The 25946-nt window shown below is 65.0% G+C and carries 23 protein-coding genes; 15 read left to right on the top strand and 8 right to left on the bottom strand.

Annotation, left to right across the window (positions count from 1 at the left end; translation table 11 throughout):
* The first annotated feature begins 201 nt into the window (after window positions 1–201).
* Together ACQ4WR_RS10265 and ACQ4WR_RS10260 are read left to right on the top strand one after the other, a co-directional pair.
* Window positions 202–2172, top strand: a complete 1971-nt coding sequence (locus tag ACQ4WR_RS10265; protein WP_436487036.1) for a TonB-dependent receptor plug domain-containing protein — start codon at window positions 202–204, stop codon at window positions 2170–2172.
* Between the two features lie 30 nt (window positions 2173–2202).
* Window positions 2203–2742 carry a molybdopterin-dependent oxidoreductase gene (locus ACQ4WR_RS10260; RefSeq protein WP_436487035.1) on the top strand — a complete coding sequence of 180 codons (540 nt, stop codon included), beginning with the start codon at window positions 2203–2205 and terminating at the stop codon, window positions 2740–2742.
* A 41-nt stretch (window positions 2743–2783) separates the two neighbouring features.
* Here ACQ4WR_RS10260 and ACQ4WR_RS10255 read toward each other — a convergent pair whose 3' ends face one another.
* Genes ACQ4WR_RS10255 through ACQ4WR_RS10245 form a run of 3 tightly spaced genes read right to left on the bottom strand, consistent with a single transcriptional unit; the run spans window position 2784 to window position 5651 of the window.
* On the bottom strand, window positions 2784–3713 hold the full coding sequence (locus ACQ4WR_RS10255) for an alpha/beta hydrolase (protein WP_436487033.1): 930 nt from the start codon (window positions 3711–3713) through the stop codon (window positions 2784–2786).
* Window positions 3710–4576, bottom strand: a complete 867-nt coding sequence (locus ACQ4WR_RS10250; RefSeq protein ID WP_102297976.1) for an alpha/beta fold hydrolase — start codon at window positions 4574–4576, stop codon at window positions 3710–3712. Before ACQ4WR_RS10250 ends, ACQ4WR_RS10255 begins: the two co-directional genes overlap by 4 nt.
* A 13-nt stretch (window positions 4577–4589) precedes the next feature.
* A complete protein-coding gene (locus ACQ4WR_RS10245) occupies window positions 4590–5651 on the bottom strand; it encodes a sugar phosphate isomerase/epimerase family protein (protein WP_102297978.1) in 1062 nt (353 codons plus the stop codon).
* Window positions 5652–5791: 140 nt separating this feature from the next.
* Between ACQ4WR_RS10245 and ACQ4WR_RS10240 the strand changes: the two genes are divergently transcribed.
* Window positions 5792–6400, top strand: a complete 609-nt coding sequence (locus ACQ4WR_RS10240; protein WP_102298022.1) for a TetR/AcrR family transcriptional regulator — start codon at window positions 5792–5794, stop codon at window positions 6398–6400.
* 16 nt (window positions 6401–6416) lie between these two features.
* Here ACQ4WR_RS10240 and ACQ4WR_RS10235 read toward each other — a convergent pair whose 3' ends face one another.
* Window positions 6417–6788: a flagellar basal body protein gene (locus ACQ4WR_RS10235; RefSeq protein ID WP_102297981.1), complete on the bottom strand. Its 372-nt coding sequence runs from the start codon at window positions 6786–6788 to the stop codon at window positions 6417–6419.
* Window positions 6789–7065: 277 nt separating this feature from the next.
* On the opposite strand from ACQ4WR_RS10235, the gene ACQ4WR_RS10230 reads away from it, so the two are divergent.
* The 6 genes from ACQ4WR_RS10230 to ACQ4WR_RS10205 all read left to right on the top strand — a co-directional run bounded on the left by ACQ4WR_RS10230 (window position 7066) and on the right by ACQ4WR_RS10205 (window position 12857).
* On the top strand, window positions 7066–8139 hold the full coding sequence (locus ACQ4WR_RS10230) for an alpha/beta hydrolase family protein (RefSeq protein WP_436487031.1): 1074 nt from the start codon (window positions 7066–7068) through the stop codon (window positions 8137–8139).
* A 112-nt stretch (window positions 8140–8251) separates the two neighbouring features.
* Window positions 8252–9742 (top strand): NYN domain-containing protein, encoded by a 1491-nt coding sequence (locus tag ACQ4WR_RS10225; RefSeq protein WP_436487030.1) that lies wholly within the window; start codon window positions 8252–8254, stop codon window positions 9740–9742.
* 100 nt (window positions 9743–9842) lie between these two features.
* Window positions 9843–10460, top strand: a complete 618-nt coding sequence (gene trhA, locus ACQ4WR_RS10220) for a PAQR family membrane homeostasis protein TrhA (RefSeq protein ID WP_436487028.1) — start codon at window positions 9843–9845, stop codon at window positions 10458–10460.
* A 102-nt stretch (window positions 10461–10562) separates the two neighbouring features.
* Window positions 10563–11444 carry a LysR family transcriptional regulator gene (locus ACQ4WR_RS10215; RefSeq protein ID WP_102297991.1) on the top strand — a complete coding sequence of 294 codons (882 nt, stop codon included), beginning with the start codon at window positions 10563–10565 and terminating at the stop codon, window positions 11442–11444.
* A gap of 77 nt (window positions 11445–11521) precedes the next feature.
* Window positions 11522–12589 (top strand): MORN repeat-containing protein, encoded by a 1068-nt coding sequence (locus tag ACQ4WR_RS10210; RefSeq protein ID WP_436487026.1) that lies wholly within the window; start codon window positions 11522–11524, stop codon window positions 12587–12589.
* 34 nt (window positions 12590–12623) lie between these two features.
* Entirely contained in the window at window positions 12624–12857 is a 234-nt protein-coding gene (locus ACQ4WR_RS10205) for a hypothetical protein (protein WP_436487024.1), read from the top strand.
* Here the strand turns inward: ACQ4WR_RS10205 and ACQ4WR_RS10200 are convergent.
* A complete protein-coding gene (locus tag ACQ4WR_RS10200) occupies window positions 12854–15739 on the bottom strand; it encodes a bifunctional diguanylate cyclase/phosphodiesterase (RefSeq protein ID WP_436487022.1) in 2886 nt (961 codons plus the stop codon). The two genes, ACQ4WR_RS10205 and ACQ4WR_RS10200, sit on opposite strands and share 4 nt — an antisense overlap.
* A gap of 153 nt (window positions 15740–15892) precedes the next feature.
* Complete coding sequence (locus ACQ4WR_RS10195; RefSeq protein ID WP_436487020.1) at window positions 15893–16663, bottom strand: spermine/spermidine synthase domain-containing protein; 771 nt, start codon at window positions 16661–16663, stop codon at window positions 15893–15895.
* Between the two features lie 220 nt (window positions 16664–16883).
* On the opposite strand from ACQ4WR_RS10195, the gene ACQ4WR_RS10190 reads away from it, so the two are divergent.
* On the top strand, window positions 16884–17159 hold the full coding sequence (locus ACQ4WR_RS10190; RefSeq protein ID WP_102298026.1) for a hypothetical protein: 276 nt from the start codon (window positions 16884–16886) through the stop codon (window positions 17157–17159).
* A gap of 37 nt (window positions 17160–17196) precedes the next feature.
* Window positions 17197–18348 carry a GGDEF domain-containing protein gene (locus ACQ4WR_RS10185; protein ID WP_436487018.1) on the top strand — a complete coding sequence of 384 codons (1152 nt, stop codon included), beginning with the start codon at window positions 17197–17199 and terminating at the stop codon, window positions 18346–18348.
* A 5-nt stretch (window positions 18349–18353) separates the two neighbouring features.
* Here ACQ4WR_RS10185 and ACQ4WR_RS10180 read toward each other — a convergent pair whose 3' ends face one another.
* On the bottom strand, window positions 18354–18737 hold the full coding sequence (locus ACQ4WR_RS10180) for a hypothetical protein (protein ID WP_436487016.1): 384 nt from the start codon (window positions 18735–18737) through the stop codon (window positions 18354–18356).
* A 304-nt stretch (window positions 18738–19041) separates the two neighbouring features.
* Here ACQ4WR_RS10180 and ACQ4WR_RS10175 point away from each other — a divergent pair, with 304 nt between their 5' ends.
* The 4 genes from ACQ4WR_RS10175 to fdhD all read left to right on the top strand — a co-directional run bounded on the left by ACQ4WR_RS10175 (window position 19042) and on the right by fdhD (window position 23609).
* The gene (locus tag ACQ4WR_RS10175) at window positions 19042–20124 is read left to right on the top strand and encodes a calcium:cation antiporter (protein ID WP_102298008.1); all 1083 of its coding nucleotides are present in this window, start codon (window positions 19042–19044) and stop codon (window positions 20122–20124) included.
* A gap of 306 nt (window positions 20125–20430) precedes the next feature.
* Window positions 20431–21888 (top strand): Ppx/GppA phosphatase family protein, encoded by a 1458-nt coding sequence (locus ACQ4WR_RS10170; protein WP_102298011.1) that lies wholly within the window; start codon window positions 20431–20433, stop codon window positions 21886–21888.
* A 105-nt stretch (window positions 21889–21993) separates the two neighbouring features.
* Window positions 21994–22710 (top strand): hypothetical protein, encoded by a 717-nt coding sequence (locus ACQ4WR_RS10165; RefSeq protein ID WP_436487014.1) that lies wholly within the window; start codon window positions 21994–21996, stop codon window positions 22708–22710.
* 80 nt (window positions 22711–22790) lie between these two features.
* Complete coding sequence (fdhD, locus tag ACQ4WR_RS10160) at window positions 22791–23609, top strand: formate dehydrogenase accessory sulfurtransferase FdhD (protein ID WP_436487012.1); 819 nt, start codon at window positions 22791–22793, stop codon at window positions 23607–23609.
* On the opposite strand, the gene ACQ4WR_RS10155 is transcribed toward fdhD, so the two are convergent.
* Window positions 23599–25908, bottom strand: a complete 2310-nt coding sequence (locus ACQ4WR_RS10155; protein WP_436487010.1) for an FdhF/YdeP family oxidoreductase — start codon at window positions 25906–25908, stop codon at window positions 23599–23601. The genes fdhD and ACQ4WR_RS10155 overlap by 11 nt on opposite strands.
* Window positions 25909–25946 lie beyond the last annotated feature (38 nt).

Raw genomic sequence — 25946 nt, 5'->3', positions numbered from 1 at the left:
TGCAGTGCATGAAATTGTGCATGAATTTTTCCCGAAAATTGACCTGCGCAGCGGTTTATGGTCTTGCTGCTTGAGCATCGTTATATACGTCTGTATATTGCGATGTTTGGTGACGGCCGCCGCATGCGCGGCTGCTTTTTTGTACTTTTTTGCATATCGCTATATAAAGCGATATATAACGAGGAAGAAAGAATAACGACGATGTTGAGACAGGTAATGGCAGGCGCCGTGGTGCTGGTGCTGGCGCAGCAGGCCGCCGGCAGGGAAGACGCGGAGGCGGCGCCATTCGTGCTGGGCACGGTCACGGTGATCGGCCAGCGCGAACAGGCAGGTCAAGCGGAACAGCAGGTGGGCTCGCAAGTGAACCGCGCCGAGATGCGCCGCTTCAACCGCGACAACGTGGGCGACGCCTTGAACTTGTTGTCCGGCGTGACGCTGTCGACCAATGCGCGCAACGAGAAAACCGTGGCCATCCGCGGCTTCGATGCGCGCCAGGTGCCGCTGTACATCGACGGCATTCCCGTCTACGTGCCGTATGACGGCTATGTCGACTTCAACCGTTTTACAACGAGCGACCTGGCGGCCATCCAGGTGGCCAAGGGCTTCAGTTCCGTGGCGTATGGCGCCAATACCCTGGGCGGCGCCATCAACCTGGTGTCGCGCAAACCCGTGGCGTTGATGGAAGGTGATGCGTCCGTCGGATTCGGCGCGGGCAGCGAGCGCCAGATGTCGGCCAACGTGGGCACCAACCAGGGCCTGTGGTATCTGCAGGCGGGCGTGTCCTGGATCGACAGCGATGGTTTCCCCCTGTCGTCCGATTTCCGCCCGACGGCCACGGAAGATGGCGGCATGCGCAACAATGCGTACCGCAAGGATCATAAGCTGTCGTTCAAGGTGGGCTACACGCCTGTGGGTGGCGATGAATACGCCCTCAGCTACTACAAGCAGCATGGCGAAAAGGGCCAGCCGCCATCGACGAATCCCGTGGGCGCGCGCTACTGGCAGTGGCCGTACTGGAACAAGGAAAGCGTGTATTTGGTGTCGCAGACGCGCCTGGGCGAGGCCGAGCGCCTCAAGTTACGCCTGTACCATGACAGCTACGACAATGAAATCACCTCGTACACGAACGGCAGCTACACGACCCTGAAAACCAGCGGCCAGGGCAGCGTCAGCGGCGGTCGCAGCATCTATAACGACCGCACGAACGGCGGCGCGGTGGAACTTGAATCGCTGCGCCTGGCCGCGCACAGCCTGCGTTTTGTGGCCAGCTACAAGGCCGACGAACACCAGGAACTCGACGCCAAGGACGTGCGCACCACCTGGTACCAGGATGCCCTGTGGACCCTGGGCGCGGAAGACAGCATCGCCCTCAGCGGGACGACGCAGCTGTCGCTGGGGGTGTCGCACAACGCGCTGCGCCCGGACACCGTGTACAGCGCCGGCAATGCCTATATCTTGCCAGGCAATCAGGCGGCCACGGATGTGCAGGCGGGCCTGTTCCACACCTTGCATCCAGAGGCGAAGGTGTATGCCACCGTGGCGCGCAAGTCACGCCTGCCGACCCTGAAGGACCGTTATTCGCAGCGCCTGGGCACGTATATTGAAAACCCGGACCTGCGCGCCGAGAAAGCGCTCAATTATGAAGTGGGCTATCAGGCCATCTTGCGTGGGCTGGCGCTGGAGGCCGCCGTGTTTTACAGCGACGTGAAGGACAAGATCCAGAGCGTGGCGAATGTGGCGGGCGTGCGCGCGCAGATGCGCAACGCGGGCAGGGCGCACATCAGCGGCGTGGAACTGGGCCTGCGCGGACGCGCGGGCGCCTGGCTGGACTTCGGCGGCAACTACACCTACATCGACATGAAAAATGTCAGCGACCGCGCCACCCGCCTGACAGACGTGCCGCGCCACAAGCTGACGGCGCACGCCGTGCTGCACGCGGCGCGCCAGGTCGACGTGGTAGCCACCGCGGAAGCGAACAGCGGGCGCTGGGTCTCGAACACCGTGCAACTGGGCGGCTACGCCACGGTGAACCTGAAGGCCGTGGTTCGCCCCTTGCCGGCCTTCAGCCTGGAAGCGGGCGTCAGCAACCTGGCCGACCGCAACTACGCGCTGGCTGACGGTTTTCCCAGCGCGGGTCGCACCTGGCTGGCCAATGCGCAGTATCAGTTCTGATTTTTTGACTGCTCCATGAAAGGATTTAATATGTTCAAGAAGATTTTCGTCGCCTGCACTGTGGCTACGCTGCTGGCGGCACCTCCCGCGTGGGCTGGCGCTCCGCCGCCGGCGCGCGACAATATGAGCCACTCACTTGGCGTGACGGGCATGGTGGAAACGCCATTGACCCTGACAGTGGCCGACTTGCGCAAGCTGCCGCCGGCGCATGGCGGCGCGCTTGCCGTGACGCGCCACAACGGCGACAAGGCCGAGAGCATCACCAGCTACAAGGGCGTGCGCCTGCGCGACATTCTCGACCAGGCGGTGCTGGACGCGCCGGGCCACAACGACGTCAAGAAGATCGCCATCATCGCCACCGCCACCGATGGCTACGCGGTGGTGTTTTCCTGGGGCGAGCTGTATAACGCGCCGGCCGGCGAGGGCGTGGTCGTCTACTACGAGAAAAACGGCAAGGCCCTCGACGACAACGACGGTGAAATCGCCCTGATCTCGGCAAAAGACATCCGCACGGGGCCGCGCCATGTGAAATGGCTCAAGGGCATCGAGGTGCGCAAGCTGGTGGAGTAACAAGATCCGCCGCCGTGGAGCCATCCCCAGCGGCGGATTTTTTACATTGCCATTGCTTTCCTCATCGCCAGTCCCGCCACGTCGAACAATCCCCGCGCCTGTGGCGTCAAGCCCAGCATGTGCATGGACGCGTGGATCATGCCGTCGAGCTGCACGCAATCGGCCGCCACGCCGCCGTCGCGCAGGCGCTGGGCATACGCCGCGCCCTCGTCGTGCAACGGATCGTATTCGCATACCAGCACGGTTGCCGGCGGCAGGTTCTTGAGCGAAACGGCCCGCAGCGGAGCCGCGTAAGGCTGCATGCCGTCGGCCGGTGCGTTCAGGTAGGCCGACCAGCAAAAGCGCATGGCTTCCCGCGTCAATGAAAAGCCTTCCGCATGACGCTGGTAGGACGGCGTGTCGAAGGCGAAATCCAGCGCCGGGTACAGCAGCAGCTGGTGCGCCAGCGCGGGACCGGCTTGGTCGCGCGCCATGAGGGCGGCGGCCGCAGCCAGGTTGCCGCCCGCGCTATCGCCTGCCACGGCCAGTCGCCGTGCATCGATGCCCAGCGCCGCCGCATGTTCGGCGACCCAGCACAACGCCGTGTAGAAATCCACCAGCGGCACGGGGAACTTGTGCTCGGGCGCCAGCCGGTAATCGACGGAAAAGACCACGCAGCCCGTGGCGTTGGCCAGTGCGCGGCACGGGTTGTCGTACAGGTCCAGCGAGCACAGACACCATCCGCCGCCATGCGCGAAGACGATGGCGGGCAAGGGCTGGTCCGTGTCCGCACCGGCTGGCACATAGGCGCGCACGGTCAGCGCATGCTCGCCCGGCAGCACGTAATCCCTGATGGCCGCGACATCTTCCAATGGCCCATGCAGCTGGCGCAAGCCCGTTTCCGTGGCGGCGCGCAGCTCCGCCAGCGAGGCGGGCGGCGGCGCATCTTTTGTCTGTTCCAGCCAGGCGGCGATCAGCGGGTCAAGGCTCATGCGTTGTTTCCTGACTTTTCTCCCGCCAGGAAGGGCAGCAGGTGGCCGATGAACGCGTCCGGCTGTTCTTCCATGATGAAGTGGCCGCATTCGGCGACGATGGCGCCTTGCAGATCGTCCGCCTTGCCCTGCATGGTCAGCAGCGGCGCATCGTTGGTCGCATGGTCGGCGCCGATGGCCAGCACCGGCATCGCCAGGCTTGTTTTCGCCCGCTCCAGGTTTTGCCGGATGGTTTCGGGAATCGCCCGGTAGTAGGCGAAGCCGGCGCGCAGGGCGCCCGGCGTGGCGTAGGCGTCGGCATACACGTCGACGGCCACCTGGTCGCGCCGGTACGACCAGCGGTCGAAGATGAAGCGGATGTATTCGCGTTCCTTGCCGGCCGTGAGCATTTCCGGCAAATCCAGTACCTGGTTGAACATGAAATGCCACAGGAAGATGTTGTCGGATGGTGCGACAAAAATGGGCGGCGCGGGCGCCAGGCCGGGAATCACGGCTTCCGTCAGCGCCAGTTTCGTCACGGCCTGCGGGAAATCGCTGGCCAGCGCATAGCCGACCCACATGCCGATGTCGTGGCCGACGACGTCATACCGCGTGTGGCCAAGGGCCAGCATGGAACGGTGCAGGGTGGCCGCCACGGTGCCCGTGTCGTAGCCGCCGGCGGGGCGGTCGGAGTGGCCGCTGCCGGGCGGATCGATGGCGATGGCCTGGTAGCCATTCGCTGCCAGCGCCGCCATCACGTGGCGCCAGGCGTACCAGGTTTGCGGCCAGCCGGGGATCAGCAGTACGGGCTGGCCTTCGCCGGCAATCACGCAATGCAGGCGCTGGCCGTCGATGCGGACGTAATCGTGAATGAAGTCGTTCATATTGTTTCCTTGATTAGTTGTGCTGGATGCCCAGCAGGGTATGGATCTGCTCTGCGCTGACGGGGGCGCCGGCGAAGTCGTCAAAGATTTTGTCGGTGACGGGAATGATGTGGGCATTGATGAAGGCCACGCCTTCGCGCGCGCCCGTTTCCTGGTCCTTCAGGCAGCATTCCCATTCCAGGGTGGCCCAGCCCGCGTAATCGTTTTGCGCCATCTTCGAGAAGATCGCCTTGAAGTCGACTTGGCCATCGCCCAGCGAGCGGAAACGCCCGGCGCGGTTTTCCCATGACTGGTAGCCGCCATAGATGCCTTGCCGTCCCGTCGGATTGAACTCCGCATCCTTCACATGGAACATGCGGATGTGGTCTTTATAAATATCGATGAATTCCAGGTAGTTCAGCTGCTGCAGCACGAAGTGGCTGGGGTCGAACAGCATCTTGCAGCGCGGATGGCGGCCGACGCGCTCGTAAAACATCTCGAAGCTGATGCCGTCATGCAGGTCTTCGCTGGGGTGGATTTCATAGCACAGGTTGATGCCCTGTTCCTCGCACACGTCGAGGATGGGCAGCCAGCGGCGCGCCAGTTCATCGAAGGCCGTCTCGATCAGGCCGGGCGGGCGCTGCGGGAACGGGAATAAATATGGCCAGGCGAACGAGCCGGAAAACGTGCCCATGTCCGTCAGGCCCAGTCGCTTCGAGGCCATGGCCGCCAGTTTTACCTGCTCGATGGCCCACGCCGTGCGTGCTGCCGGCTGGCCATGCAGGTGCGCCGGCGCGAAGCTGTCGCACAGCGCGTCATAGGCCGGGTGCACGGCCACCAGTTGGCCGAGGATGTGTGTCGTCAATTCGCTGATGACCAGGCCATGGCCGGCCAGCATGGCGACCAGTTCATCGCAGTATTGCTGACTGTGCGCGGCCTGCGCCAGGTCGAACAGGCGCGCATCCCAGGCGGGAATCTGCAGGGCCTTGAAGCCCATGCCGGCCGCCCATTCGGCGATGGCGGGCAGGGTGTTGAAGGGCGCCGTGTCGGCGGCGAATTGGGCCAGGTGCAGGCTCGGTCCTTGGATGGTTTTCATATCGGCTCCTATTGTTTGTCGATCGACAAAGAATAGGGGAAATTTCTGGCGCGGTCAAGGCGTCGATGCAAAATAATTGGCGAACGCGTGGCCGGCGCCAGGCGTTATACTGGCCGCCAGTTTGCAAGCAGAGGATGAAAATGGCAGGAAGACCGAGGGAATTTGACCGCGCGCTGGCGCTGGAAAAGGCGCGCGATGCATTCTGGACGCGTGGCTACGAAGGCGTGTCGATGGCCGACCTGGTGGCGGCGCTGGGCATCGCCTCGGCGCGCATCTATGCCGCGTTCGGTTCGAAGGAACAGCTGTTCCGCGAAGCCGTGGCATTGTATGAAACGGGCGAGGGCGCGTTTGCCGTGCACGCGCTGGCGGCCAGCCTGAATGTGCGCGACGCCGTGGCGCGCATGCTGGAAGAAGCCGTGCTGCTGTACACGCGCAGCGGCCAGCCGCAAGGCTGCATGGTGGTCACGGCCGCCACGAATACGAGCGCGGAAAATGCCGGCATCGCCGACTGGCTGGCGCAGCACCGCCGCGCGCGCACGCAAGCCGTCATCGAGCGCTTGCGCGCGGCGCAGCTGGCCGGGGAGTTGAAGAAGGAGGCGGACGTGCAGGCGCTGGGCGACTATTATGCGGCGCTGCTGCACGGCCTGTCGGTGCAGGCGCGCGACGGCATTCCCGCCGAACGGCTGCTGGCGCTGATCACGCCGGCCATGGCGCCTTTGCTGCTGGAACTGAAAAATCAGGCTATCTGATCGATAGCCGCAGGGTTCAAGTTTTCACGTCGATCAGGCTGCCCAGCGCCTGGTCGGCTGCCTTGACGACATTCGCCGACAGGTTGAAACCGGCCTTGTAGACCAGGTTATCCGTCAGTTCGGAGGCCAGGCCGACGCCGTTCGGGCGGCTTTCGGCCGCCTTGGCGGCATTCGCGGTAGCGCCGCTGACGCTTTCCGTGGCGGCCAGCTTGCGCCCTTCGACAGAGAGGGTGACGCCCGTGCCGGCGGGGCTGTTTTCCTGGAATTCGGCTTTCTGCGGCTGGAAGCCGGGCGTATTCGCATTGGCGATATTGTTGGCGGCCACGTCCAGCGCGCGCTGGTTGGCGGTCAGCCCCGAGGTACCGGTGGTGAGGGCGGATATGGACATGGCAACTCCTTCAGAATGCGTCTAGTTTACACCCATGCGGGCAAGATGTGCTTGGTGCAAGGCAACATTTTTAACGTGGGCGATGGCCGCAAAAAAAGTTGCTCTCCGTAACTTTTTAATATTGTGCCGAGCCGTTTCACTGTCTAGACTGGCTGGGAAATCTCGCACGGAGCCTGCCATTTTCACCCTTGTTCGCCATCTTCTCCCGGGTTTGCTGCTGGGCTTGCCTTGTCTGTGCCTGCACGCCCAGTCTGCGTCATTGCCGCTCGACGCCCGCTTGAACGAGCAGATCATCATGGTGCCAGCCGGCGACGGCATGCGGGAAGTGCTGGAAACAACGGTGTTTCGCCCCAGCGGCCCCGGCCCGTTTCCCCTGCTGCTGATGAACCACGGCAAACAGGCGGGGCCGGCCAAGCTGCAGGCGCGCGAGCGCTTCATCTACATGGCCACCGAATTCGTGCGCCGCGGCTATGCGGTGATGCTGCCCATGCGCGCTGGCTATGCCCAGTCCACGGGGAACTACCGCGATTTCGGCTGCGACATGCTGGGCAATGCGCAAGGCCAGGCGCGCGACGTGCTGGCCGCGCTGGCGTATGCGCGCCGCCAGCGCTGGGTCGACCCGCAGCGCATCGTCGTCGCGGGCCAGTCGTATGGCGGCATGGCCGCGCTGGCGCTGGCCACCAGGGCGCTGCCCGGCGTGCGCGGCGTGCTCAATTTCTCCGGCGGCCTGCGCGTCGATATGCCCGGCTGCGACTGGCAAGCCTCGCTGACGCGGGCCTTCGCCACCCTGGGCGCCTACAACCGCATTCCCAGCCTGTGGCTGTATGGCGCCAACGATTCCTATTTCGGGCCGGCGCTGGCGCGGCGGCTATTCAATTCGTTTGCCGGTTCCGGCGGCCGCGGTGAACTGTTGGCCTACGGACCGTTCAAGCGCGACGCCCACCTGACCCTGGGCAGCCGCGACGGCGTGGCGGTCTGGCTGCCCGCCACCTTGCGCTTCCTGCAAGAAATCGGCATGCCGGTGCGCCGGGTGTATAGCGTGATCGACCCGCCGCCGCCGGCCGAGACGCATTTCGCGCTGCTGGACGACATCGCCGCCGTGCCCTACCTGACGGAGCCGGGGCGCGCCGCCTACCGGGCATTCCTCGACAAGACGGCGCCGCGCGCCTTTGCCCTGTCGGAAAGCGGCGCCTGGGGCTGGGCGGAGGAGGGCGAAAGCCCCGACTACCGGGCGCTCGCTTCCTGCCAGCGGCGCAGCAGCACGCCCTGCCACCTGTATTGCGTCGATGCCAGCGTGGTGTGGCCAGGCGGCCCCGGCCCGGGCGCCAGCGCCGCCGGCGGCGCCGATTAAGGGTCCGCGCACGATAGTTGTCGCCGAAACGGGGGGCGGGCGAATATACTAGGGGAAAAGGGAGGCCTTGCGCTTCCCGCCCGCCCTTATCATCCAGCGAGAATTCACCCTTATGGCGTCATCCCCAGAAAACCTCAGCATGGCCGTGTTTTGCGACTTTGAAAACGTCGCGCTCGGCGTGCGAGATGCAAACTACGAAAAATTCGATATCAAACCTATCCTGGAACGCTTGTTGCTCAAGGGCAGTATCGTCGTCAAGAAGGCGTATTGCGACTGGGACCGCTATAAAAGCTTCAAGGGCACCATGCACGAGGCGAACTTTGAGCTGATCGAAATTCCCCACGTGCGCCAGTCCGGCAAGAATTCGGCCGACATCCGCCTGGTGGTCGATGCGCTGGACCTGTGCTACACCAAGGCCCACGTCAATACCTTCGTCATCATCAGCGGCGATTCCGATTTTTCGCCGCTCGTGTCGAAGCTGCGCGAGAACGCCAAGCAGGTGATCGGCGTGGGCGTCAAGCAGTCGACCTCCGACCTGCTGGTGGCCAATTGCGACGAATTCATTTTCTACGATGACCTGGTGCGCGAAAGCCGCCGCACGGCCGCCAAGCGCGACGCGCGCGACACGCCGGCCGCCAAGCGCTCGCCGGACGAGGAAGTGCGCCGCAAGGAAAAATACGAGTCGCGCAAGACGGAAGCGATCGAGATGGCCGTCGAGACCTTCGACGCGCTGGTCTCCGAACGCGGCGACAGCGGCAAGATCTGGGCCTCGATGCTGAAAGAAGCGATCAAGCGCCGCAAGCCGGACTTCAGCGAGTCCTACTACGGCTTCCGCACCTTCGGCAACCTGCTGGAAGAAGCGCAGGCGCGCGGCTTGCTGGAATTTGGCCGCGATGAAAAATCGGGCGCCTATGTCTACCGCAGCAGCGGCCTGGTGGCCGTGCCGGCCGTCCTGAACGGCGAGGTGGCCAGCGAAGCGGCCATCGCCGGCGACACGGCCGTGACGGCGGAAGAGGGCAACCGCGAAGGCGGCAGCCGCCGCGAGTCGCGCCGCAATGGCCGTGGTGGCCGCAAGCAGAACGAGCATCGCCGCAACGAAGCGCCACAGGCTTTCGTGCCCGTGGCCGACGCGGAAACAGCCGTTGTCGAACAGTATGCGCCGGCGCCGCAGCCGGAAGTGCCGCACCAGGTGGCCGAAGCGGCCGCCGATGTGGTGGCTGAAGAAGGCAGCGCCAAGCGCGGTTCGCGCCGCAACGGCCGTGGCGGCCGCAAGAATGGCGATGGCGCCCGCGAAGCGCGTGCCGAAGCCGCCGCCGTCGAAGTGGCGCCGGTGCTGGAAACCATGCCTGAGCCTGAGCCGGTAGTGGAAGTCGTCGCCGAAGCGGTAGTGGAAGCGAAACCGAAGGCCAAGCCGCGCACGCCGGCCCGCAAGGCGGCAGCGGCGAAGAAGCCGGCCAAGAAAGCGGTCGATGTCGTGGAATCGGCTCCTGTCGTCGAAGCCGCACCGGTGGAAATCGCGCCTGTAGCGGAAGACAAGCCGGCCAAGGCGCCACGCAAGACGCCGGCACGCCGTCCGGCACGCAAGAAGGCGGAAGAGGCTTGATTGACGCCCCCAACGCAAGGGTCGGGGTCGGACGGGGACGCAGAGTCCCGGCGGGTCCGACCCCGGCATTTTGCTGCGTCCGTGTACGCCCGGCTTAAGCATGTACCACGGTGAACGCTTCAACAGCATTTCCCATACGGTGGGCGCCGCGCTGGCGGCCATCGGCGGCATCTTCCTGATTGTCGTGGCGGCCCGCACGGGCGACCCATGGAAAATCGTTAGCTGCAGCGTGTATGCGGCCATGCTGCTCACGCTGTACCTGACATCCACCCTGTACCACAGCGTGCGCGGCAAGGCCAAGGCCGTGCTGCAGCGGCTCGACCACTGCGCCATCTACCTGCTCATCGCCGGCACTTATACCCCTTTCATGCTGGTGACCCTGCGCGGACCGTGGGGCTGGTCGCTGTTCGGCGTCGTCTGGGGGCTGGCGCTGATCGGCATCGTGCAGGAATACCTGTATGCCAGCGGCGCGCGCATCCTGTCGCTGGTGATTTACGTGGCCATGGGCTGGCTGATCGTCATCGGCATCAATCCGCTGCTGGCGGCGCTGGAATGGAACGGTTTCCTGTGGCTGGTCGCTGGCGGCCTGTGCTACACGGGCGGCATCGTCTTTTACGCCACCGACCACAAGCTGCGCCATGGCCACGGCATCTGGCACCTGTTCGTGCTGGCCGGCAGTAGCTGCCATTTTGTCGCCATTTTGTTCTACGTTGCCTGACGTTGGCGCCTGCCTTCACTGTTGCCATCGTTCCATTATAATGGCGTGATATGTGAAAATCGCGCAACAATGCGGCAATAGTACGGGAGTAATAAGGCAACAATGGATATCAATTCGGATGACCTGAAAATCTTCGTCACCGTCATCGACAGCGGCACCCTGAGCGCGGCCGCCGTACACCTGGGACAAACCACCTCGGGCGTCAGCCGCGCCCTGTCGCGGCTGGAAGACAAGCTGGCCACCTCGCTGCTGACGCGCACGACGCGGCGCATGGAGCTGACGGAAGAGGGCCAGCTGTTCCTGGAAAAGGCCCGCGCCATCCTCGCCTCGATGGAAGACGTGGAAGAATCGATCCGCATCCGCCGCCAGAAGCCGGCCGGGCGCCTGTGCGTCGACGCCGCCTCGCCCTTCATGCTGCACTGCGTGGTGCCGCACGTGGCCGAATTTCGCGCCCTGTATCCGGAGATCCGCCTGGAGCTGACCAGCAACGACCAGATCGCCGACCTGCTGGAACACCGCACCGATATCGCCATCCGCATCGGCGCGCTGGTCGACTCGACCCTGCATGCGCGCGCCCTGAGCGCCAGCCCGCTGCACGTGCTGGCCACGCCCGCCTACCTGGCGCGCCACGGCACGCCGGCCACGCCGGAAGCGTTGTCCGGCCACGCGCTGCTGGGCTTTGCGCAGTACGAGCTGGGCAACAACTGGCCGCTGCGCCACGAGGCGGGCAACAGCTTGCAGATCGTGCCCGCGCTGGCCGCCTCCAGCGGCGAAACCCTGCGCCAGCTGGCCCTGCACGACCAGGGCATCGTCTGCCTGTCCGACTTCATGACGCGTGACGACATCGCCGCCGGCCGCCTGGTGAAAGTGCTGCAGCCGTTCTCTACGGGCTACCGCCAGCAGATCCACGCCGTCTACTACCGCAATACGCAACTGGCGCAGCGCATCAGCTGCTTCCTCGAATTCCTGCAGCAGAAGCTGTAGTGATCCGCATGCAATAAAGTACGTATTTTGTGCCTGATCCGGATGCTACCATTGTCATTTAATTATTTGGATCATCCATGAAAACACGTGTCGCCATTGCCATGCTGCTGTGTAGCGGACTTGCCGCTGCTGCCGAACCGGCCTATGTGGGCCGGGACGATTGCCGCATCGCCACGAACCCCCGCGTGGCCGGACACACGCCCGACTGGAACGGCGCATGCAAGGACGGCTACGCCAGCGGTCCCGGTGCATTGCAATGGAGCCTGGCCGGCAAGGAAACGGAGCGTTACGAGGGCACGCTGAGCAAAGGGACGCCAGAGGGCAAGGGCATTGCGCAATGGGCCGACGGCAGCCTGCATGACGGCAGCTATCGCGACGGCCTGCTGCATGGCGCGGCCATCATCGTGTTTGCGGACAAAAACAAGCTGGTGGCCAGGTTTGAGCAGGGCCGTGTGGCGGGCGACGTGAAGTTTTTTGCGCCATATGGCGACCGCTACGAAGGCGCGTGGCAGCAGGGCGCAACGTCGGCCGGCTGGCCGGAAGGCAGCGGCACCATGGTCTTTGCGCTGGGCGGCAGCTACAAGGGCCAATGGCACCAGGGCAAGCCGCACGGCGACGGCGAAATCCTCTATCCCAACGGGCAGGTGCTGAAAGGCCGTTTCAACGGCAGTTTCCTGCTGAGCGGCAAGGAAGTGGCGCCGATATCGACGCAGCGCTTCCAGGTCAAGCATCACCAGGCTTCGGTAGGCTCGCATCTGGCGGACGTGGCCGCTTCCGGCTATATCGTGCCGCCTGAAAAATCGTATGCCAGGCTGACGCCCGACCAGCAGCGCGTGGTGAAGCATGCCTACTATCCCGTCTTGCAGGAAGACGATGTGCCGCCCTACCTGGCGAATGGCAATGCCGAGCTGTCACGCACGCTCAGCGGCGTGGTCGGCCGCCTGGACAAGGTTGGCGAGATACACGCCAACGTCAACGTGGATGAGCAGGGCACGCCCAGGAGCGTGGCCCTGCTGAAAGTGCCGAGCCGCCAGGCGGGGGAAATGGTGGCCTCGGTGCTGATGCTGGCCAAATATACGCCGGGCCGCTGCGGCGGGCAGCCGTGCGCCATGGCGGTGCCTTTCCGCTTCAGCTTTGGCAATTGACGACCTCGCGGGAACTTTCAGGAAAGGCAGGAACATGCGGTGCACAACGTGCGGTGAATATGGCGATCTGATTCGCGCGGTCATCCGGAAAACGGGGCAGGAAGTGATCGTCTGCACGGAATGCGACGCCCTGTGGACGCAGCCGCAAGCAGGCATCGACACCGCGTGCCTGCGCGATGTTGCCGCGCATTTATTAGACTGCGGCCTGCCGCCCGACTGGGCGCAGCTGGAACTGGGCGCGCGGGTGCCGACGACGGGCACTGCCTAGGCAGGAACGTCAAGGACGGCCACTTCCGTCCCCAGCAGCTGTTCCACTTCATGCGCGGGCAGCGGGTGGCTGAAGTAAAAGCCCTGTGCCTCGTCGCAGCCGTGCTGGCGCAGGTAGTCCAGCTGTTCCGCCGTCTCCACGCCTTCGGCCACCACGCGCAGTTTCAAATTGTGCGCCAGCGCGATGATGGAGACGACGATGGCCGCGTCGTCGGCATCGCGCGCCACGTCGTTGACGAAGCTGCGGTCGATCTTCAGCACGTCGATGGGGAAGGTGCGCAGGTAGGCGAAGCTGGAGTAGCCGGTGCCGAAATCATCGATCGACAGCTGCACCCCCAGCGCCTTCATGTCGTGCAGCTGGCTCACCGCCAGCGCCACGTCGTGCATGAACAGGCTTTCCGTCAGCTCAAGTTCCAGGCACGACGGTTCCAGTCCCGTCTCGGCCAGCACGGCGGCGATCGACGCCACCAGCGCCGGTTCATTGAACTGGCGCGCCGACAAATTCACGGCCAGGCGCAGCTTGCCCAGGCCCGCCGCGTGCCAGGCTTGCATCTGCGCGCAGGCCTGGCGCATGACCCAGGCGCCGATCGGCACGATCAGGCCCGTATCCTCGGCCAGGGCGATGAAGCGCTGCGGCGCCACCATGCCCAGGTCAGGGTGCTGCCAGCGCAGCAGCGCTTCCACACCGACGATGCGCCCGCTGGCCAGGTCAAGCTGCGGCTGGTAATGCAGCACGAACTGGCCGCGCTCGAGCGCATTGCGCAGCGCCGTTTCGATGCGCAGCCGTTCCAGGGTGGCCTGGTTCATGGCCGTGGTGTAGAACTTGATGTTGTTGCGGCCCTGTTTCTTGGCGCAGTACATGGCGATGTCGGCCTGCTCGATCAGGTTCTGCGTCTCGCCATTCAGCGTTACGTCGCCGGGCGCGTCGTAGCGCGCCATGTCGTACACGGCCACGCCGATGCTGCAGGTGACGACGAATTCCTTGCCATCGAGGAGCACCGGCTGGGCCACGGCATCCATCACGCGCTGCACGATGGCGTTGCTGAGGGTTTCGTCGGCCTGTTCGCACAGGATGGCGACGAATTCGTCGCCGGACAGGCGCGCCACGGTATCGCTCTCGCGCAGGCTGGCCTGCAGGCGCGTGGCGATGGTTTTCAGCAGCAGGTCGCCGGCCTTGTGGCCCAGGCTGTCGTTGACGAATTTGAAGCGGTCGAGGTCGATCAGCAAGACCCACAGCGCGCGGTTCTTGCGGCGCGACAGGGCCATCGCTTGCGCCAGGCGGTCGCGCAGCAGGGCGCGGTTGGGCAAGCCCGTCAGCACATCGTGATGGGCGATATGCTGGATCTGCTGCTCGGCCAGCTTGCGCTCCGTGATTTCCGAACCCGTGCCGCGGTAGCCGCGAAACTCGCCCAGCTCATTGAACAGCGGCTCGCCATTGATGCTGAACCAGCGCAGCTGGCCGTCGCGGTCGTGCATCGCATATTCGAGGTTGGAAAACGGCAGGTGCGCTTCCAGGTTGGCAATATGCTGCTTGCCCCAGCGCGAATTGCGCATCTCCGGGTTGTTGTCCCAGCGCGTCATGCCGATGAAGCGTTCCAGCGGCATGTTCGACTTGTCCGTGAAACCGCTGGTGATATGCGTGAAGCAGAAGTGCGCGTCCTGTTCCCAGTACCAGTCCGAGGACAGGGCCAGCAGGCGGCGGAAGCGCTTCTCGCTTTCCTGCAGCGCCCGTTCGGTGCGCTGGCGCGCACGCACGTCCGCGCTGAGCAGCTCGTTGCTGCGTTTCAGGTCCGCCGTGCGCTGCTCGACCAGCAGCTGCACGCGGCGCGAGCGCTGCGTCAGTGACTGCACGAAAGCGGCCGTTAGCAGACTGAACAGCAAGCCGGCGACGAGGGTAAACAGCGAGCCCAGATGGTCGGCCAGGAAAGGGCGCGGATGGGCCACCACGCGCACGTGCCATGGCCGGCCGGCCGAGGCGAAGGCCCGGTCATAGTGGCTGTGGTAGGCGAACTGCAGCCACGGCGGCAGCGATTTCCAGGCGCTCTGCGGTTCGTCGGCCGGCGCCTGGCCATGCTGGAAGATGCGCTGGCGCGGATCGGCGCCGGCGTCCGCATACACGCTGATTTCCAGCTGCGGATCGCCCAGCAGGTCGGCCCCTTCGAGGATTTTCTGCACCAGTTCGCTGGCGCGGATGACGGCCGCCGTATCGCCGACCAGCGCCGCGCGCCGCTGCGCCACCGTTTGCAAAGGCACGCCATGGCGGTACACGGGACGCAGGATGACGAAGCCGCGCTGCGGTCCCTGCGCCAGGGCCAGCAGGCCGGTAGCCGTGGTCTGGTTGCTGACGATCGCCTGTTCCAGCGCGCCGGCCAGCAAGCCGTTCAGGCGCACGTTCAGGCCGAAGGCGGGGCGGTTGCCCTGCTGCGGTTCCAGGTAGTCGATCACCAGGTAGCTCGCTTGCGTAGCGGCCGGCACGATGGCGCCGTCGCGCATTTCCATCATGGCGTAGCCGGGCACGAGGCGCTGCATTTCCGCCTCGAAGGCGGCGCGCTGCGCATGCGGCACGATGCGGTGGAAATTGAAGGCCTGGATGAAGGGGTGGCGCTGCAGCAGCGGCGTGGTGAAGTCGTGGAACTGGCCGCGCGTGACGGGCACGACAGCTGCAAACAGCTGGTTGGTGGTGGTCAGCACTTCCACCGCGTCGTCGAGCCCCTGCTCGATGGCGGCCACCCTGGCGCCCGCGCGCTGTTGCAGGCTCAGGCTCATCTTGTCGTATTCGAGCTGGCTGATGGCGGCGAACAGCACGGCCGTCACGCTGACGCCACAGGCAAAGGTCAGCGCGGCCGCGGCGGAAATCGACAATGGCAGGCGGCCACGCAACATGGGGTTTCCTATCTCACTTCATGGATACAATAATTCGGCAGCGCCTGCGGGCCCGCGAAGGCCGTAGTTTGTCATAAACAACATCCGCCATGCGGATTTTGCACCATATCGCTGCTAATAAGCAACAATATAGTTGCACATTGGAAATGACTATCAGTTACGGCCGGCAGCGCTGCGGCGCCGCATGCGCCACAACTGCCACGCCGGCAGCAGGCGGTTCAGGAAGGCCAGGCCGCAGGCGCGGCGCCAGCGTGCCAGGCGCACGGCCCGCATGGCGCGGCCCGCCGCATGCTGTTCCGGCTTGGCGGCGAAGACGATGCGGTTGTTGCCGGCGATGCCGTCGAAGCTGCAGACGGCGCCACGGAAGGTCAGCATCAGCCGGGCCAGCATGGCGGGGTAGTGCTCGTCATAGCTGAACAGGTTAGCCACCAGCACGCCGCCGGGCAGCAGCGCGCGCAGGCAGTCCGCATAAAAGCGCGCGCTGCCCAGGGCCGGCGGCAAGCCCATCTCGTCGAAGCCGTCGAGCAGCAGCACGTCGGCGCAGCCCGGATGCTGGCGGATATAGCTGACGGCGTCCGTCTCGATGATGCGCAGGCGCGCGTCGTCCGGCGGCACCATGAATTGTTCGCGCAGGGCGATCACGTCGGCGCGCAATTCCAGCACCGTGATGCGCGCGTCGGGCAGGTGGCGGTGGCAGAATTTCAGCAGCGAGCCGCCGCCCAGGCCCACCATCAGGATATGCCGTGGCCGTGGCACGAAAAGGGTAAAGCACATCATGGCGCGCGCATAGCGCAGCAGCAGATGGTCGGGGCGCGACAGCAGCATTTCGCTCTGGATCATGCCCGGCTGGAATTCCAGGCGGCGCCGGTCGCCGCAGGTATGCACCTGGGGCGCTGGCTGGGAAGAGAGCTGGGCGTGCGGCATGGATGGATTTCGCTGAGTGGACCGGGGCTGGATGTTTTGTTGCATTCAGAGAAATCTGATAAGCTCCCGAGAGCATACCCGAATTGTAATCCGCACACAGTGTGCGCAATGGCGCGGCGGGCTGGCCACCTGCCATTTGACGCGTGGTTTCGAGCGCGGCGCAAGGCATCATACGGCGGGCGCCGGCAAGGCCGCGCAGCCGGGCACCATGGAGACAAGCATGTTTTTGGATCACCCGATTATCACGGCCACGAATAGCTTTACCGAGCCTGACCGCATCGAGCGGCTGACGCGCGTGTACGGCTACGCGGCGGCGCTGGCCGACCAGGCCGCCAACTTCGTTTTCATTGAAAAAGTGGCGCAGATTCACGATCACAAGGGCACCCTGATCGTCTTCTGGCACGACGCGCCCAGCGAGGCGGAAAAGCAGTACTTCGTGCAGGCCTGGGCCAGCAAGGTTGGCGACGGCAGCACCAATGTCGAACACGAAATCTGACACAGCGTGCCGCGCTGGCGCGGCGATAGCATAGCCCATGGATATCAAGACCCTGGTACTGGCCCTGGCGCTCGGCAACCTGAGCCTGTGCGCGGCCCTGTTCTTCTTTGAGTACGAGCGCAAGAAGTCGCTCAGCATGTCCACCTGGGCGGTGGCCAAGCAATGCCAGGCCGTGGCCTGGTGCCTGCTGTATTTCCGCGGCGTGCTGCCCGATTTCCTCTCCATCCTGCTGGGTAACAGCCTGCTGTTTGCGGGCATGGCGCTTGACGCGGGCGCGCTGTGGCAGGCGGCCGGGCGCGGCAACTGGCGCCGCATGGTATTGCCCGCGCTGGGCGTGTCCATCGCGCTGTTTGCCGGCTGCTACCTGTTCGACGTGGCGCCGCTGCTGCGCAGCGCGGGCGGTTCGCTGATCGTCGCCGGTTTCTTCCTGGCCGGCGTAGCCGCGCTGTGCCTGAAATGGCGCGAGGCGAGCATGCTGCGCCGCTTCCTTGTCGTCAGCATGGGCATCCTGTCGCTGCTGATCGCCGCGCGCGGCGTGCTGGCCGCCGCCGTGCCGGGCTTCGATGCGGAGCTGATGCAGCTGGCCGGTTTCGGCGCGCTGTACCTGATGATGCTGACGAATGCCTTCGGCTACCTGCTGCTGTCGCGCGAAAAGCTGGGCGGCGAACTGGCGCGCCTGGAAGTCATCGACACGGCCACGGGCGTGCCGAACCGGCGCGGCTTCTACCAGGCGCTGGCGCCATGGATGGCGCTGGCACGCCGGCCCGGCTTGCCGACGGCGCTGGTGGTGCTCAATATCGACCATTTCAAGCGCGTCAACGACAGCTACGGCCATCCGGTGGGCGATGCGGTGCTGAAAACCATCGTCGACACTTGCCGCCAGCAATTGCGCGACAGCGACCTGATGGGCCGCCTGGGCGGTGCCGAATTCGCCATCCAGCTGCCGCGCACCAACCTGGACGATGCGCTGATGGTGGCCGAACGCATCCGCGCCGCCGTCGCGGCGCTGCCCGTCAAGACGGAGCGCGCCGTGCTGCAACTGACGGCCAGCCTGGGCGTGACCACCATCCGCGCCGAGGACAGCACCGTCAGCCTGTTCAAGCGGGCGGACGAAGCGCTGCAGGCGGCCAAGCAGGCGGGCCGCAACAAGGTGGTCGAGGCCCAGCCTGCCAGCACGCTGGACGTGTAAGCCGGTTATTTCTTGGGCGAACCCAGCCAGCTGGGTTGCTTGCCGCATTCCTTGCTCAGGAAAAGGGCATCGAGGCCGGGGTCACAGCGGTGGTCAGGCGCTTTCATCGGCTCGACGCTCAGCCATTCACTCCTGGGCAAGATCTTTTCTTCGCGCGGCGCCACCGCTGGCGCGGGCGGCAGGCTGTCCTGCCAATTGGGCTCGGCGGCAGGCGCGGGCGGGGTGGCCCAGTCCGCGTCTACATCCTGCGCCGGGGGCGCCGCGGCGCTCGTGGCGGCGGCCGCATCCTTGCGCGGCGCTGGCGTGCTGGCCTGGGCGACGGCGCACAGCAAGGTGCCGGCGAACGCGAACAACACGGTGCGCGTGGCTGCGCTGGATATTGAAATCATGCTTACTCCTGGGTCGATGGCGGAAAGTCTTTCCATATAGTATGACGGTATCCGCAAGCAAAAAGACAAGAAAAATTGAAACTGCATGTTACCAAAGGGACTATAGTTAAGGTCAGCAAGCAAGTGCGCCGCAGCAATTGAGCCCAGGATGGCGGCCAAGAACCGTGGGGGCAGGGCGTTGGCAGCCAGGCATGTGAATCTCCTAACTTTCCTTTAAGCAAAGCAAGTTATCCTGTGGGGCGGGCATCTGTGCCGCAGTTGCCATCCGCACGCAGTCCCTTTTTTTACTCTTGCAAGGCCCATCATGAAAAGTCTCAAATCCCTGCCAGTATGGCCCCTTGCCGCACCGCTCGCCGGCTGGCTGTTCCTGTTCGGCGCCACCTTCGACTTCGGCGGCGCCTACCAGATCCTGCTGGTCGCCGGCCTGATCGGCAGCGTGCTGGCCGCCGTGTACCACGCGGAAGTGGTGGCGCACCGCATCGGCGAACCGTATGGCACCCTGGTGCTGGCGCTGGCCGTGACCCTGATCGAGGTGGCGCTGATCGTCTCGCTGATGCTGGCCGGCGGACCGGAAACGACGGGCCTGGCGCGCGACACCGTGTTTGCCGCCATCATGATCATCCTGAACGGCATCGTCGGCATCTGCCTGCTGCTGGGCGCCGGACGCCACAAGGAGCAGAGCTTCGGCCTGCTGGGCGTGAGCGCGTCGCTGGCCACCCTGGCGGCCATCGCCATCCTGACCCTGGTGCTGCCGAACTACACTTCCAGCGCCGCCGGTCCCTACTACAATTCGAGCCAGCTGATTTTCATCGCCGTCATTTCCCTGGTCCTGTATGGCACCTTCGTGCTGGTGCAGACGGTACGCCACCGCGATTACTTCCTGCCCAAGGAAGCCGTGGGCGACGAGGAAGTGCACGCCGAACCGCCGACGGCCAGCGTCGCCTGGATCAGCGCCGGCGCCTTGCTGGTGTGCCTGGGCGCCGTGGTGCTGCTGGCCAAGTCGCTGGCGCCCGCGCTGGAGACGGCGATCGCCGCCATGGGCGCGCCGAAAACCCTGGTCGGCATCGTCATCGCCGCCATCGTGCTGCTGCCCGAAGGCCTGGCCGCCGTGCGCGCCGCGCGCGCCAACCGTTTGCAAACGAGCTTGAACCTGGCGCTCGGCTCCGCCCTGGCCAGCATCGGCCTGACGATACCCGCCGTGGTGGTGGTGTCGCTGGCCACGGGCCTGACGATTACCCTGGGACTCGATATCAAATCGACCGTTCTACTACTGCTGTCGCTGATGGTGGCGACCCTGTCGCTGGGCACGGGCCGCACCACGGTCATGCAGGGCACGGTGCACCTGGTGATTTTCGCCGTGTATCTGTTTACCACGATCGTGCCGTAGAACACCTGTCAAAAACCTGCTGCGCGTCGGAAGGTGCGGTCTGCGATGCTCACTGGCTCGGCGTCCCCGTGCCGTCGTGCAGTTGCGCTACTCAACCGCAACTTCCTTCCGCTCGCTACGGTTTTGCCTGGCGTTCCTGAACGTCACCGCTAAGCGCCGTTTTGTCACAATCCTGTCACGCTGCTGTCATACGATGGGGGTAGTGTGGTAGGATTTTTAAATCGTTTAAATGATTTATATAGTTTGCCAGCTCAGTTTGATAATTTTTCAGCGGTTGGCGCAGCAATGACAAGACAAGAGGCCAGTATGTATGCAGCGGTGGACCTGGGGTCCAACAGTTTTCGTTTACACGTCGGCAAGCATGATGGCGACACCATCCGCGTCATCAAGAGCGTGCGCGACCCGATCCGCCTGGCCGCCGGCCTGGACGCCAATGGCGACCTGACCGAGGCGGCCATGCAGGGCGCGCTGGCATGCCTGCAGCGCTTTCGCGCCATCCTCGCCGGCTATGAACTCGACGCCGTGCGCGTGGTGGCTACCTCGGCCATGCGCGTGGCGCGCAACGGCGCCGTCTTCCTGCCGCTGGCCGAACAGGCCATCGGCTACCCGATCGAGATCATCTCGGGCGAGGAAGAAGGGCGATTGATCTACATGGGCGTGGCCAATTCGCTGGCGATTCCCGGCGAGCGCCGGCTGGTGATGGATATCGGCGGCGGCTCCACGGAACTGATACTCGGGCGCGGCAATGATATCGAACGTGTCGAATCGTTCAGTCTGGGCACCGTCAAGCAAAGCCTGTCGTTCTTCATCGGCGGGCGCATCGACGCGCCGTCGTTCGAGGCGGCGATTCTGTCGGCGCGCAGCCATTTCGAGGATGCGGCGCCGCCCTACCATCCGCAGCACTGGAAGACGGCCTACGGCTCCTCCGGCACCATCCGCACCATCGCCGACATCATTGCCCGCAACAAGCTGGGGGATGGTTTGCTCACCGGCGCCAGCCTCGATGCGCTGGCGCAGCGCTTCATTGAACTGGGCCACACCAGCCGCATCGACATGCCGGGCCTGCGGCCCGACCGCGCCAGCACCATCGTCGGCGGCCTGGCTATCTTGATTGGCCTGTTCCGTGAGCTCGACATACCCGCCATGACGCCGATCGAGGCGGGCTTGCGCATGGGCGTGATGTGGGACCTGTACCTGCGTTCGACCAAGCGCGACCGCCGCGAGCAGTCGGTGCAGGGCTGCATGGAAAAATTCCATATCGACCAGCAGCGCGCCGGCCGGGTGGCCGAACAGGCGCTGGCCATGTACGCCCAGCTCAAGCCCACCTCCGAGGCGCTGGTGAAATGCTTGCGCTGGAGCAGCCTGCTGCACGAGGTGGGCCTGGCCGTGTCGCAGACGGGCTACCACAAGCATGCGGCCTACATCGTGGAAAATGCGGATTTGCCCGGCTTTACCACGCGCGAACAGAAGACCATGAGCCGGCTGATCCTGGCGCAGAAGGGCAATCTGCGCAAGGTTGGCGAAGGCTTGTCCGACCCGGATTTCGCCAAGGCCGTGCTGGCGCTGCGCCTGTCCATATTGCTCATGCACGCGCGCATCGAGGCCGATTTCAGCGAACTGCGGCTGCGCATGAAGAGCCGCATCGAACTCGATATCAAGCGCGGCTGGGTGGCGCACCATCCTACCGTCTCGTTCTGGATCGAGAAGGAGCAGGAGTTCTGGGATGAGGTAGGGGTGGACTTCACCATCCGCGCCAGCGCCTAGAGGTTGATGCAGGAGCTGCAGCAAGGCGTATGCCTTGATGTGTGACAAGCAAGATTTCAAGAAACAGTATATATTGTTTATATTATTTACTAAACTGGAGAATCCATGACCAAGACTGTGCCAGCGAAAAAAGCCGACAGCGCGCCCGTATCGATGTTCCCGACCAGCGCTTCGATCAATGCGGCAGCGGCCAAGGCCGCACCGGCCGCCAAACCGGCAGCCAAGCCTGCAGCCAAACCTGCAGCCAAACCGGCAGCCAAGGCAGCCGTCAAGCCAGCCGCCGTCAAGCCAGTGGCGGCGAAACCGGCGGCAACGCCAGCCGCCAAGCCTGCCGCAGCCAAGCCTGCCGTCGCCCGGACGCCAGCGGCCAAGCCTGCGGCCAAGGCCGTGGTTGCAAAACCGCTCGCCAAGCCGGCCGCCAAGCCTGCAGCAAAAGCGGCCGTCAAGCCAGCGGCCAAGCCAGCCGTGAAGGCCGTCGCCAAGCCAGCTGCCAAGCCGGCAGTGAAAGCCGCCGCGAAACCCGTGGCCAAGGCCGCCGCCAGGCCGGCCGCCGTGAAAAAAGCCCCGGCCGCCAAGGTTGCCGCCGTCAAGGAAAAAGCCCGCAAGCCGAAACTGGTGCGCGACAGCTTCACCATGCCGGAAGCGGAATACGAGGTGCTGGGCCAGGTGAAAAAAGCCTGCCTGAAGGCCGGCTTCGAGATCAAGAAAAGCGAATTGCTGCGCATCGGCGTGGCGCTGATCAGCCAGATCGACCTGGCGACCCTGCAAAACGTGCTGGCCGGCTTGCCGCAGCTGAAAACCGGTCGTCCGAAGAAGGATTGATGGCGCGGGCAGGGGGGGGCGCCCCCTGCTTGCCCGTTCTGGTTTACCATGGGGCCTGTAATAGTTTCCCCATGGTTGCCATGTCAGAAGATACCCACGCCGAACGCGCCGGCTTCATCGAGCGCGCCATCGTTCGCCACCGCGCGGGCGATGCGACTCCCGCCATCGACCACGTCGCCGAGGAAATCCCCGTCGCGCTGGTCTTCAATGGCATTTCCCACGTCGTCATGATGGCCACTCCGCGCGACCTGGAGGCGTTTGCCTATGGTTTTGCGCTGACGGAAGGCGTGGTCGCTTCCGCCGATGCCATCTTCGACTGCGAAGTGTTCCTGCGTGCCGATTCGGCCGAAGTGGCGCTGACCATCGCCCAGGAAGATTTCGTGCGCCTGAAGGACCGCCGCCGGGCGCTGACGGGCCGCAGCGGCTGCGGCGTGTGCGGCATCGACAGCATCGACATGCTCGACTTGCAGCCGCAAGCGCTGCCGCCGTCCCTGATCCGCGTCGACCTGCCCACCGCGCTGGCGCGCGCGTCGAGCGGCTTGCGCGAACACCAGGCGCTGATGCAGGCCACCGGCGGCGTGCACGCGGCAGCGTGGTGCGCGCCCGACGGCGCCATCGTGCACGTGTTCGAGGATATCGGCCGCCACAACGGCCTGGATAAACTGATCGGCCACCTGGCCTTGAATGGCACCGACATGCGGCGCGGTTTCGTCTTCCTGTCCAGCCGTGGCAGCTACGAGCTGGCGCGCAAGGCGGCGCGCATGCAGATTCCCCTGCTGGCGACGATCTCCGCTCCCAGCTCGCTGGCGATCAATATCGCTACGCAGGCGGGCATGAAGCTGGTGGGCTTCTGCCGCCAGGATGCCTACGTCGATTACACGCCCGCCATCACGCTTTAACTTCACTGCGTTGCAGCAGCACGGGCACGGACTTTGACGTCGGCGTGCCGGCGCCGTCGGCCGTGCTGTCCAGCGGCACCAGCGCGTTCGTTTCCGGGTAGTAGGCGCCCAGGCAGCCGCGCGGGATGTCGTAGGCGACCAGCCGGAAAGCGTCGGCGCGGCGCGCCACGCCATCGTCCCAGGCGCCGATCAGGTCCACCAGTTCGCCATCGGCAAAGCCCAGCATGGCGATATCTTCCTTGTTGGCGAAGACCACCTTGCGCGTACCGTACACGCCGCGGTAGCGGTCATCCATGCCATAGATGGTGGTGTTGTACTGGTCGTGCGAGCGGGTGCTCATCAGGACCATCAGGCGTTCGCCATGCCGCTGCTTCGCGCGGTGCAGCGGCGTGTCGAGGTCCAGCGGGGCGACGAGGAAGCTGGCCTTGCCGCTGGCCGTCTTCCACACGCGCTGGCGCGACGCCACCGTCAGATGAAAGCCGCCCGGCTGCGCCACCCTGGCGTTGTAGTCGTAAAAGTCGTCAAACACCTTTTCGATATCGTCGCGGATGCGCGCATAGTCGGCCGCATACGCGCGCCAGTCCACCAGCGTGCTGCCCACGGCCGCTTCGGCCATGCCGGCGACGATGGCCACTTCCGAGCGCAGCTGCGGCGCGGCGGGTGCGTTGCGGCCGTACGAGATATGCACCATGCTCATCGAGTCTTCCACCGTCACGCCCTGCGCCACCCCGCCCTGCAAATCGATTTCCGTGCGTCCCAGGGTCGGCAGCAGCAGGGCTTCCTTGCCGATGACCAGGTGGCTGCGATTGAGCTTGGTGGCCACCTGCACCGTCAGCGCGCACTGGCGCAGTGCGGCGAAGGTCAGCGGCGTGTCCGGCGTGGCGGCGGCGAAATTGCCGCCCAGCGCGATGAACACCTTGACCTCGCCGCGTCGCATGGCGGCGATGCTGGCCACCACGTCGTGGCCGTGCTTGCGCGGCGGCGCGAAACCATACACCTGGCCCAGGCGGTCGAGGAAGGCTTTGCTCGGCTTTTCCTCGATGCCCACCGTGCGGTCGCCCTGCACGTTGGAGTGGCCGCGCACGGGACACAGGCCCGCGCCCGGCTTGCCGATCTGGCCACGCAGCATCATCAGGTTCGACAGCATGCGGATGGCCGCCACGCTGTGCTTGTGCTGCGTCAGGCCCATGCCCCAGGTGGCGATGACGCGCTGGCCGTGCATGAAAACGTCCGTCAGCGCCTCGACCTGCGCGCGCGCCACGCCCGATTCCTTCAGCAGCACATCCCAGCGCTCGGCGCGCAAGTCGGCGCGAAACGCGTCGAAGCCGCTGCAATGCTCGGCGATGAAGGCATGGTCGATGACGGCGGGCATGCCGGCCGCCTGCGCCGCGTCGTCGTGTTCGACGACGCGCTTGGCCACCGCCTTGATCAGGGCGAAGTCGCCGCCCAGGGTAGGCTGCACGAACAGGCCGGCCAGGCGCGTGCTGCCCAGGGTCGCCATTTCCAGCGCGCTTTGCGGGTCGGTGAAGCGCTCCAGGCCCCGCTCGCGCAGCGGGTTGATAGAAACGATGCTGCCGCCACGGCGCGCGCAGCCGCGCAGTTCGGCCAGCATGCGCGGATGGTTGGTGGCGGGATTCTGGCCGAAAATGAGGATGGTGTCGGCCAGGTCGAAATCGTCCAGGGTGACGGTGCCCTTGCCGATGCCCACCGTGGCCGGCAAGCCGCGGCTGGTCGCCTCGTGGCACATGTTTGAGCAGTCGGGGAAGTTGTTGGTGCCATGCAGGCGCGCCATCAGCTGGAACAGAAAGGCTGCCTCGTTGCTGGCGCGCCCCGACGTGTAAAACGCGGCCTGGTCCGGGTCGGGCAGGGCGCGCAAGTGGCGGCCCACCAGGGCGAAGGCGTCCTTCCAGGCGATCGGCACGTAGCGGTCGCTGGCGGCGTCATACACCATCGGCTGCGTCAGGCGGCCATGCTGCTCGAGCGCGTAGTCCGATTGCTGCAGCAGCTGCGTGACCGTGTGGCTGGCAAACAGCTCGGGGCCGGCGCGGCGGCTGGTGGCTTCGGCGGCGACGGCCTTGGCGCCGTTTTCGCAGAAGGCGAAGGTGGAGCCGTGGTCGCGGTCGGGCCAGGCGCAGCCGGGGCAGTCGAAGCCGTCCGGCTGGTTCTGCGCCAGCAGCGCTTTCAGCTTGCCGGGCGCGACACGCTCCTGGCGCAGGCTGATGGCCACGTGTTTCAAGGCATCCCAGCCGGCGGCAGGCTTGGTGTAGGGGCTGATGCGGGCGGCATCTGTATCTTTCATGGCGTCTTCCGGCGGGGCGAGTGTGGTAATTATGCACG

Origin of the sequence: Janthinobacterium amylolyticum, assembly GCF_051380655.1 — a bacterium.
GTDB lineage: Bacteria > Pseudomonadota > Gammaproteobacteria > Burkholderiales > Burkholderiaceae_D > Janthinobacterium.
This window is presented reverse-complemented; position numbering and strand designations above follow the sequence as displayed.

What these genes read in the sequence shown, in the direction of transcription:
- ACQ4WR_RS10265 (WP_436487036.1), top strand. Translation starts at nt 202, where the DNA reads ATGTTGAGACAGGTAATGGCAGGCGCCGTGGTGCTGGTGCTGGCGCAG.
- ACQ4WR_RS10260 (WP_436487035.1), top strand. Translation starts at nt 2,203, where the DNA reads ATGTTCAAGAAGATTTTCGTCGCCTGCACTGTGGCTACGCTGCTGGCG.
- ACQ4WR_RS10255 (WP_436487033.1), bottom strand. Translation starts at nt 3,713, where the DNA reads ATGAGCCTTGACCCGCTGATCGCCGCCTGGCTGGAACAGACAAAAGAT.
- ACQ4WR_RS10250 (WP_102297976.1), bottom strand. Translation starts at nt 4,576, where the DNA reads ATGAACGACTTCATTCACGATTACGTCCGCATCGACGGCCAGCGCCTG.
- ACQ4WR_RS10245 (WP_102297978.1), bottom strand. Translation starts at nt 5,651, where the DNA reads ATGAAAACCATCCAAGGACCGAGCCTGCACCTGGCCCAATTCGCCGCC.
- ACQ4WR_RS10240 (WP_102298022.1), top strand. Translation starts at nt 5,792, where the DNA reads ATGGCAGGAAGACCGAGGGAATTTGACCGCGCGCTGGCGCTGGAAAAG.
- ACQ4WR_RS10235 (WP_102297981.1), bottom strand. Translation starts at nt 6,788, where the DNA reads ATGTCCATATCCGCCCTCACCACCGGTACCTCGGGGCTGACCGCCAAC.
- ACQ4WR_RS10225 (WP_436487030.1), top strand. Translation starts at nt 8,252, where the DNA reads ATGGCGTCATCCCCAGAAAACCTCAGCATGGCCGTGTTTTGCGACTTT.
- trhA (WP_436487028.1), top strand. Translation starts at nt 9,843, where the DNA reads ATGTACCACGGTGAACGCTTCAACAGCATTTCCCATACGGTGGGCGCC.
- ACQ4WR_RS10215 (WP_102297991.1), top strand. Translation starts at nt 10,563, where the DNA reads ATGGATATCAATTCGGATGACCTGAAAATCTTCGTCACCGTCATCGAC.
- ACQ4WR_RS10210 (WP_436487026.1), top strand. Translation starts at nt 11,522, where the DNA reads ATGAAAACACGTGTCGCCATTGCCATGCTGCTGTGTAGCGGACTTGCC.
- ACQ4WR_RS10205 (WP_436487024.1), top strand. Translation starts at nt 12,624, where the DNA reads ATGCGGTGCACAACGTGCGGTGAATATGGCGATCTGATTCGCGCGGTC.
- ACQ4WR_RS10200 (WP_436487022.1), bottom strand. Translation starts at nt 15,739, where the DNA reads ATGTTGCGTGGCCGCCTGCCATTGTCGATTTCCGCCGCGGCCGCGCTG.
- ACQ4WR_RS10195 (WP_436487020.1), bottom strand. Translation starts at nt 16,663, where the DNA reads ATGCCGCACGCCCAGCTCTCTTCCCAGCCAGCGCCCCAGGTGCATACC.
- ACQ4WR_RS10190 (WP_102298026.1), top strand. Translation starts at nt 16,884, where the DNA reads ATGTTTTTGGATCACCCGATTATCACGGCCACGAATAGCTTTACCGAG.
- ACQ4WR_RS10185 (WP_436487018.1), top strand. Translation starts at nt 17,197, where the DNA reads ATGGATATCAAGACCCTGGTACTGGCCCTGGCGCTCGGCAACCTGAGC.
- ACQ4WR_RS10180 (WP_436487016.1), bottom strand. Translation starts at nt 18,737, where the DNA reads ATGATTTCAATATCCAGCGCAGCCACGCGCACCGTGTTGTTCGCGTTC.
- ACQ4WR_RS10175 (WP_102298008.1), top strand. Translation starts at nt 19,042, where the DNA reads ATGAAAAGTCTCAAATCCCTGCCAGTATGGCCCCTTGCCGCACCGCTC.
- ACQ4WR_RS10170 (WP_102298011.1), top strand. Translation starts at nt 20,431, where the DNA reads ATGTATGCAGCGGTGGACCTGGGGTCCAACAGTTTTCGTTTACACGTC.
- ACQ4WR_RS10165 (WP_436487014.1), top strand. Translation starts at nt 21,994, where the DNA reads ATGACCAAGACTGTGCCAGCGAAAAAAGCCGACAGCGCGCCCGTATCG.
- fdhD (WP_436487012.1), top strand. Translation starts at nt 22,791, where the DNA reads ATGTCAGAAGATACCCACGCCGAACGCGCCGGCTTCATCGAGCGCGCC.
- ACQ4WR_RS10155 (WP_436487010.1), bottom strand. Translation starts at nt 25,908, where the DNA reads ATGAAAGATACAGATGCCGCCCGCATCAGCCCCTACACCAAGCCTGCC.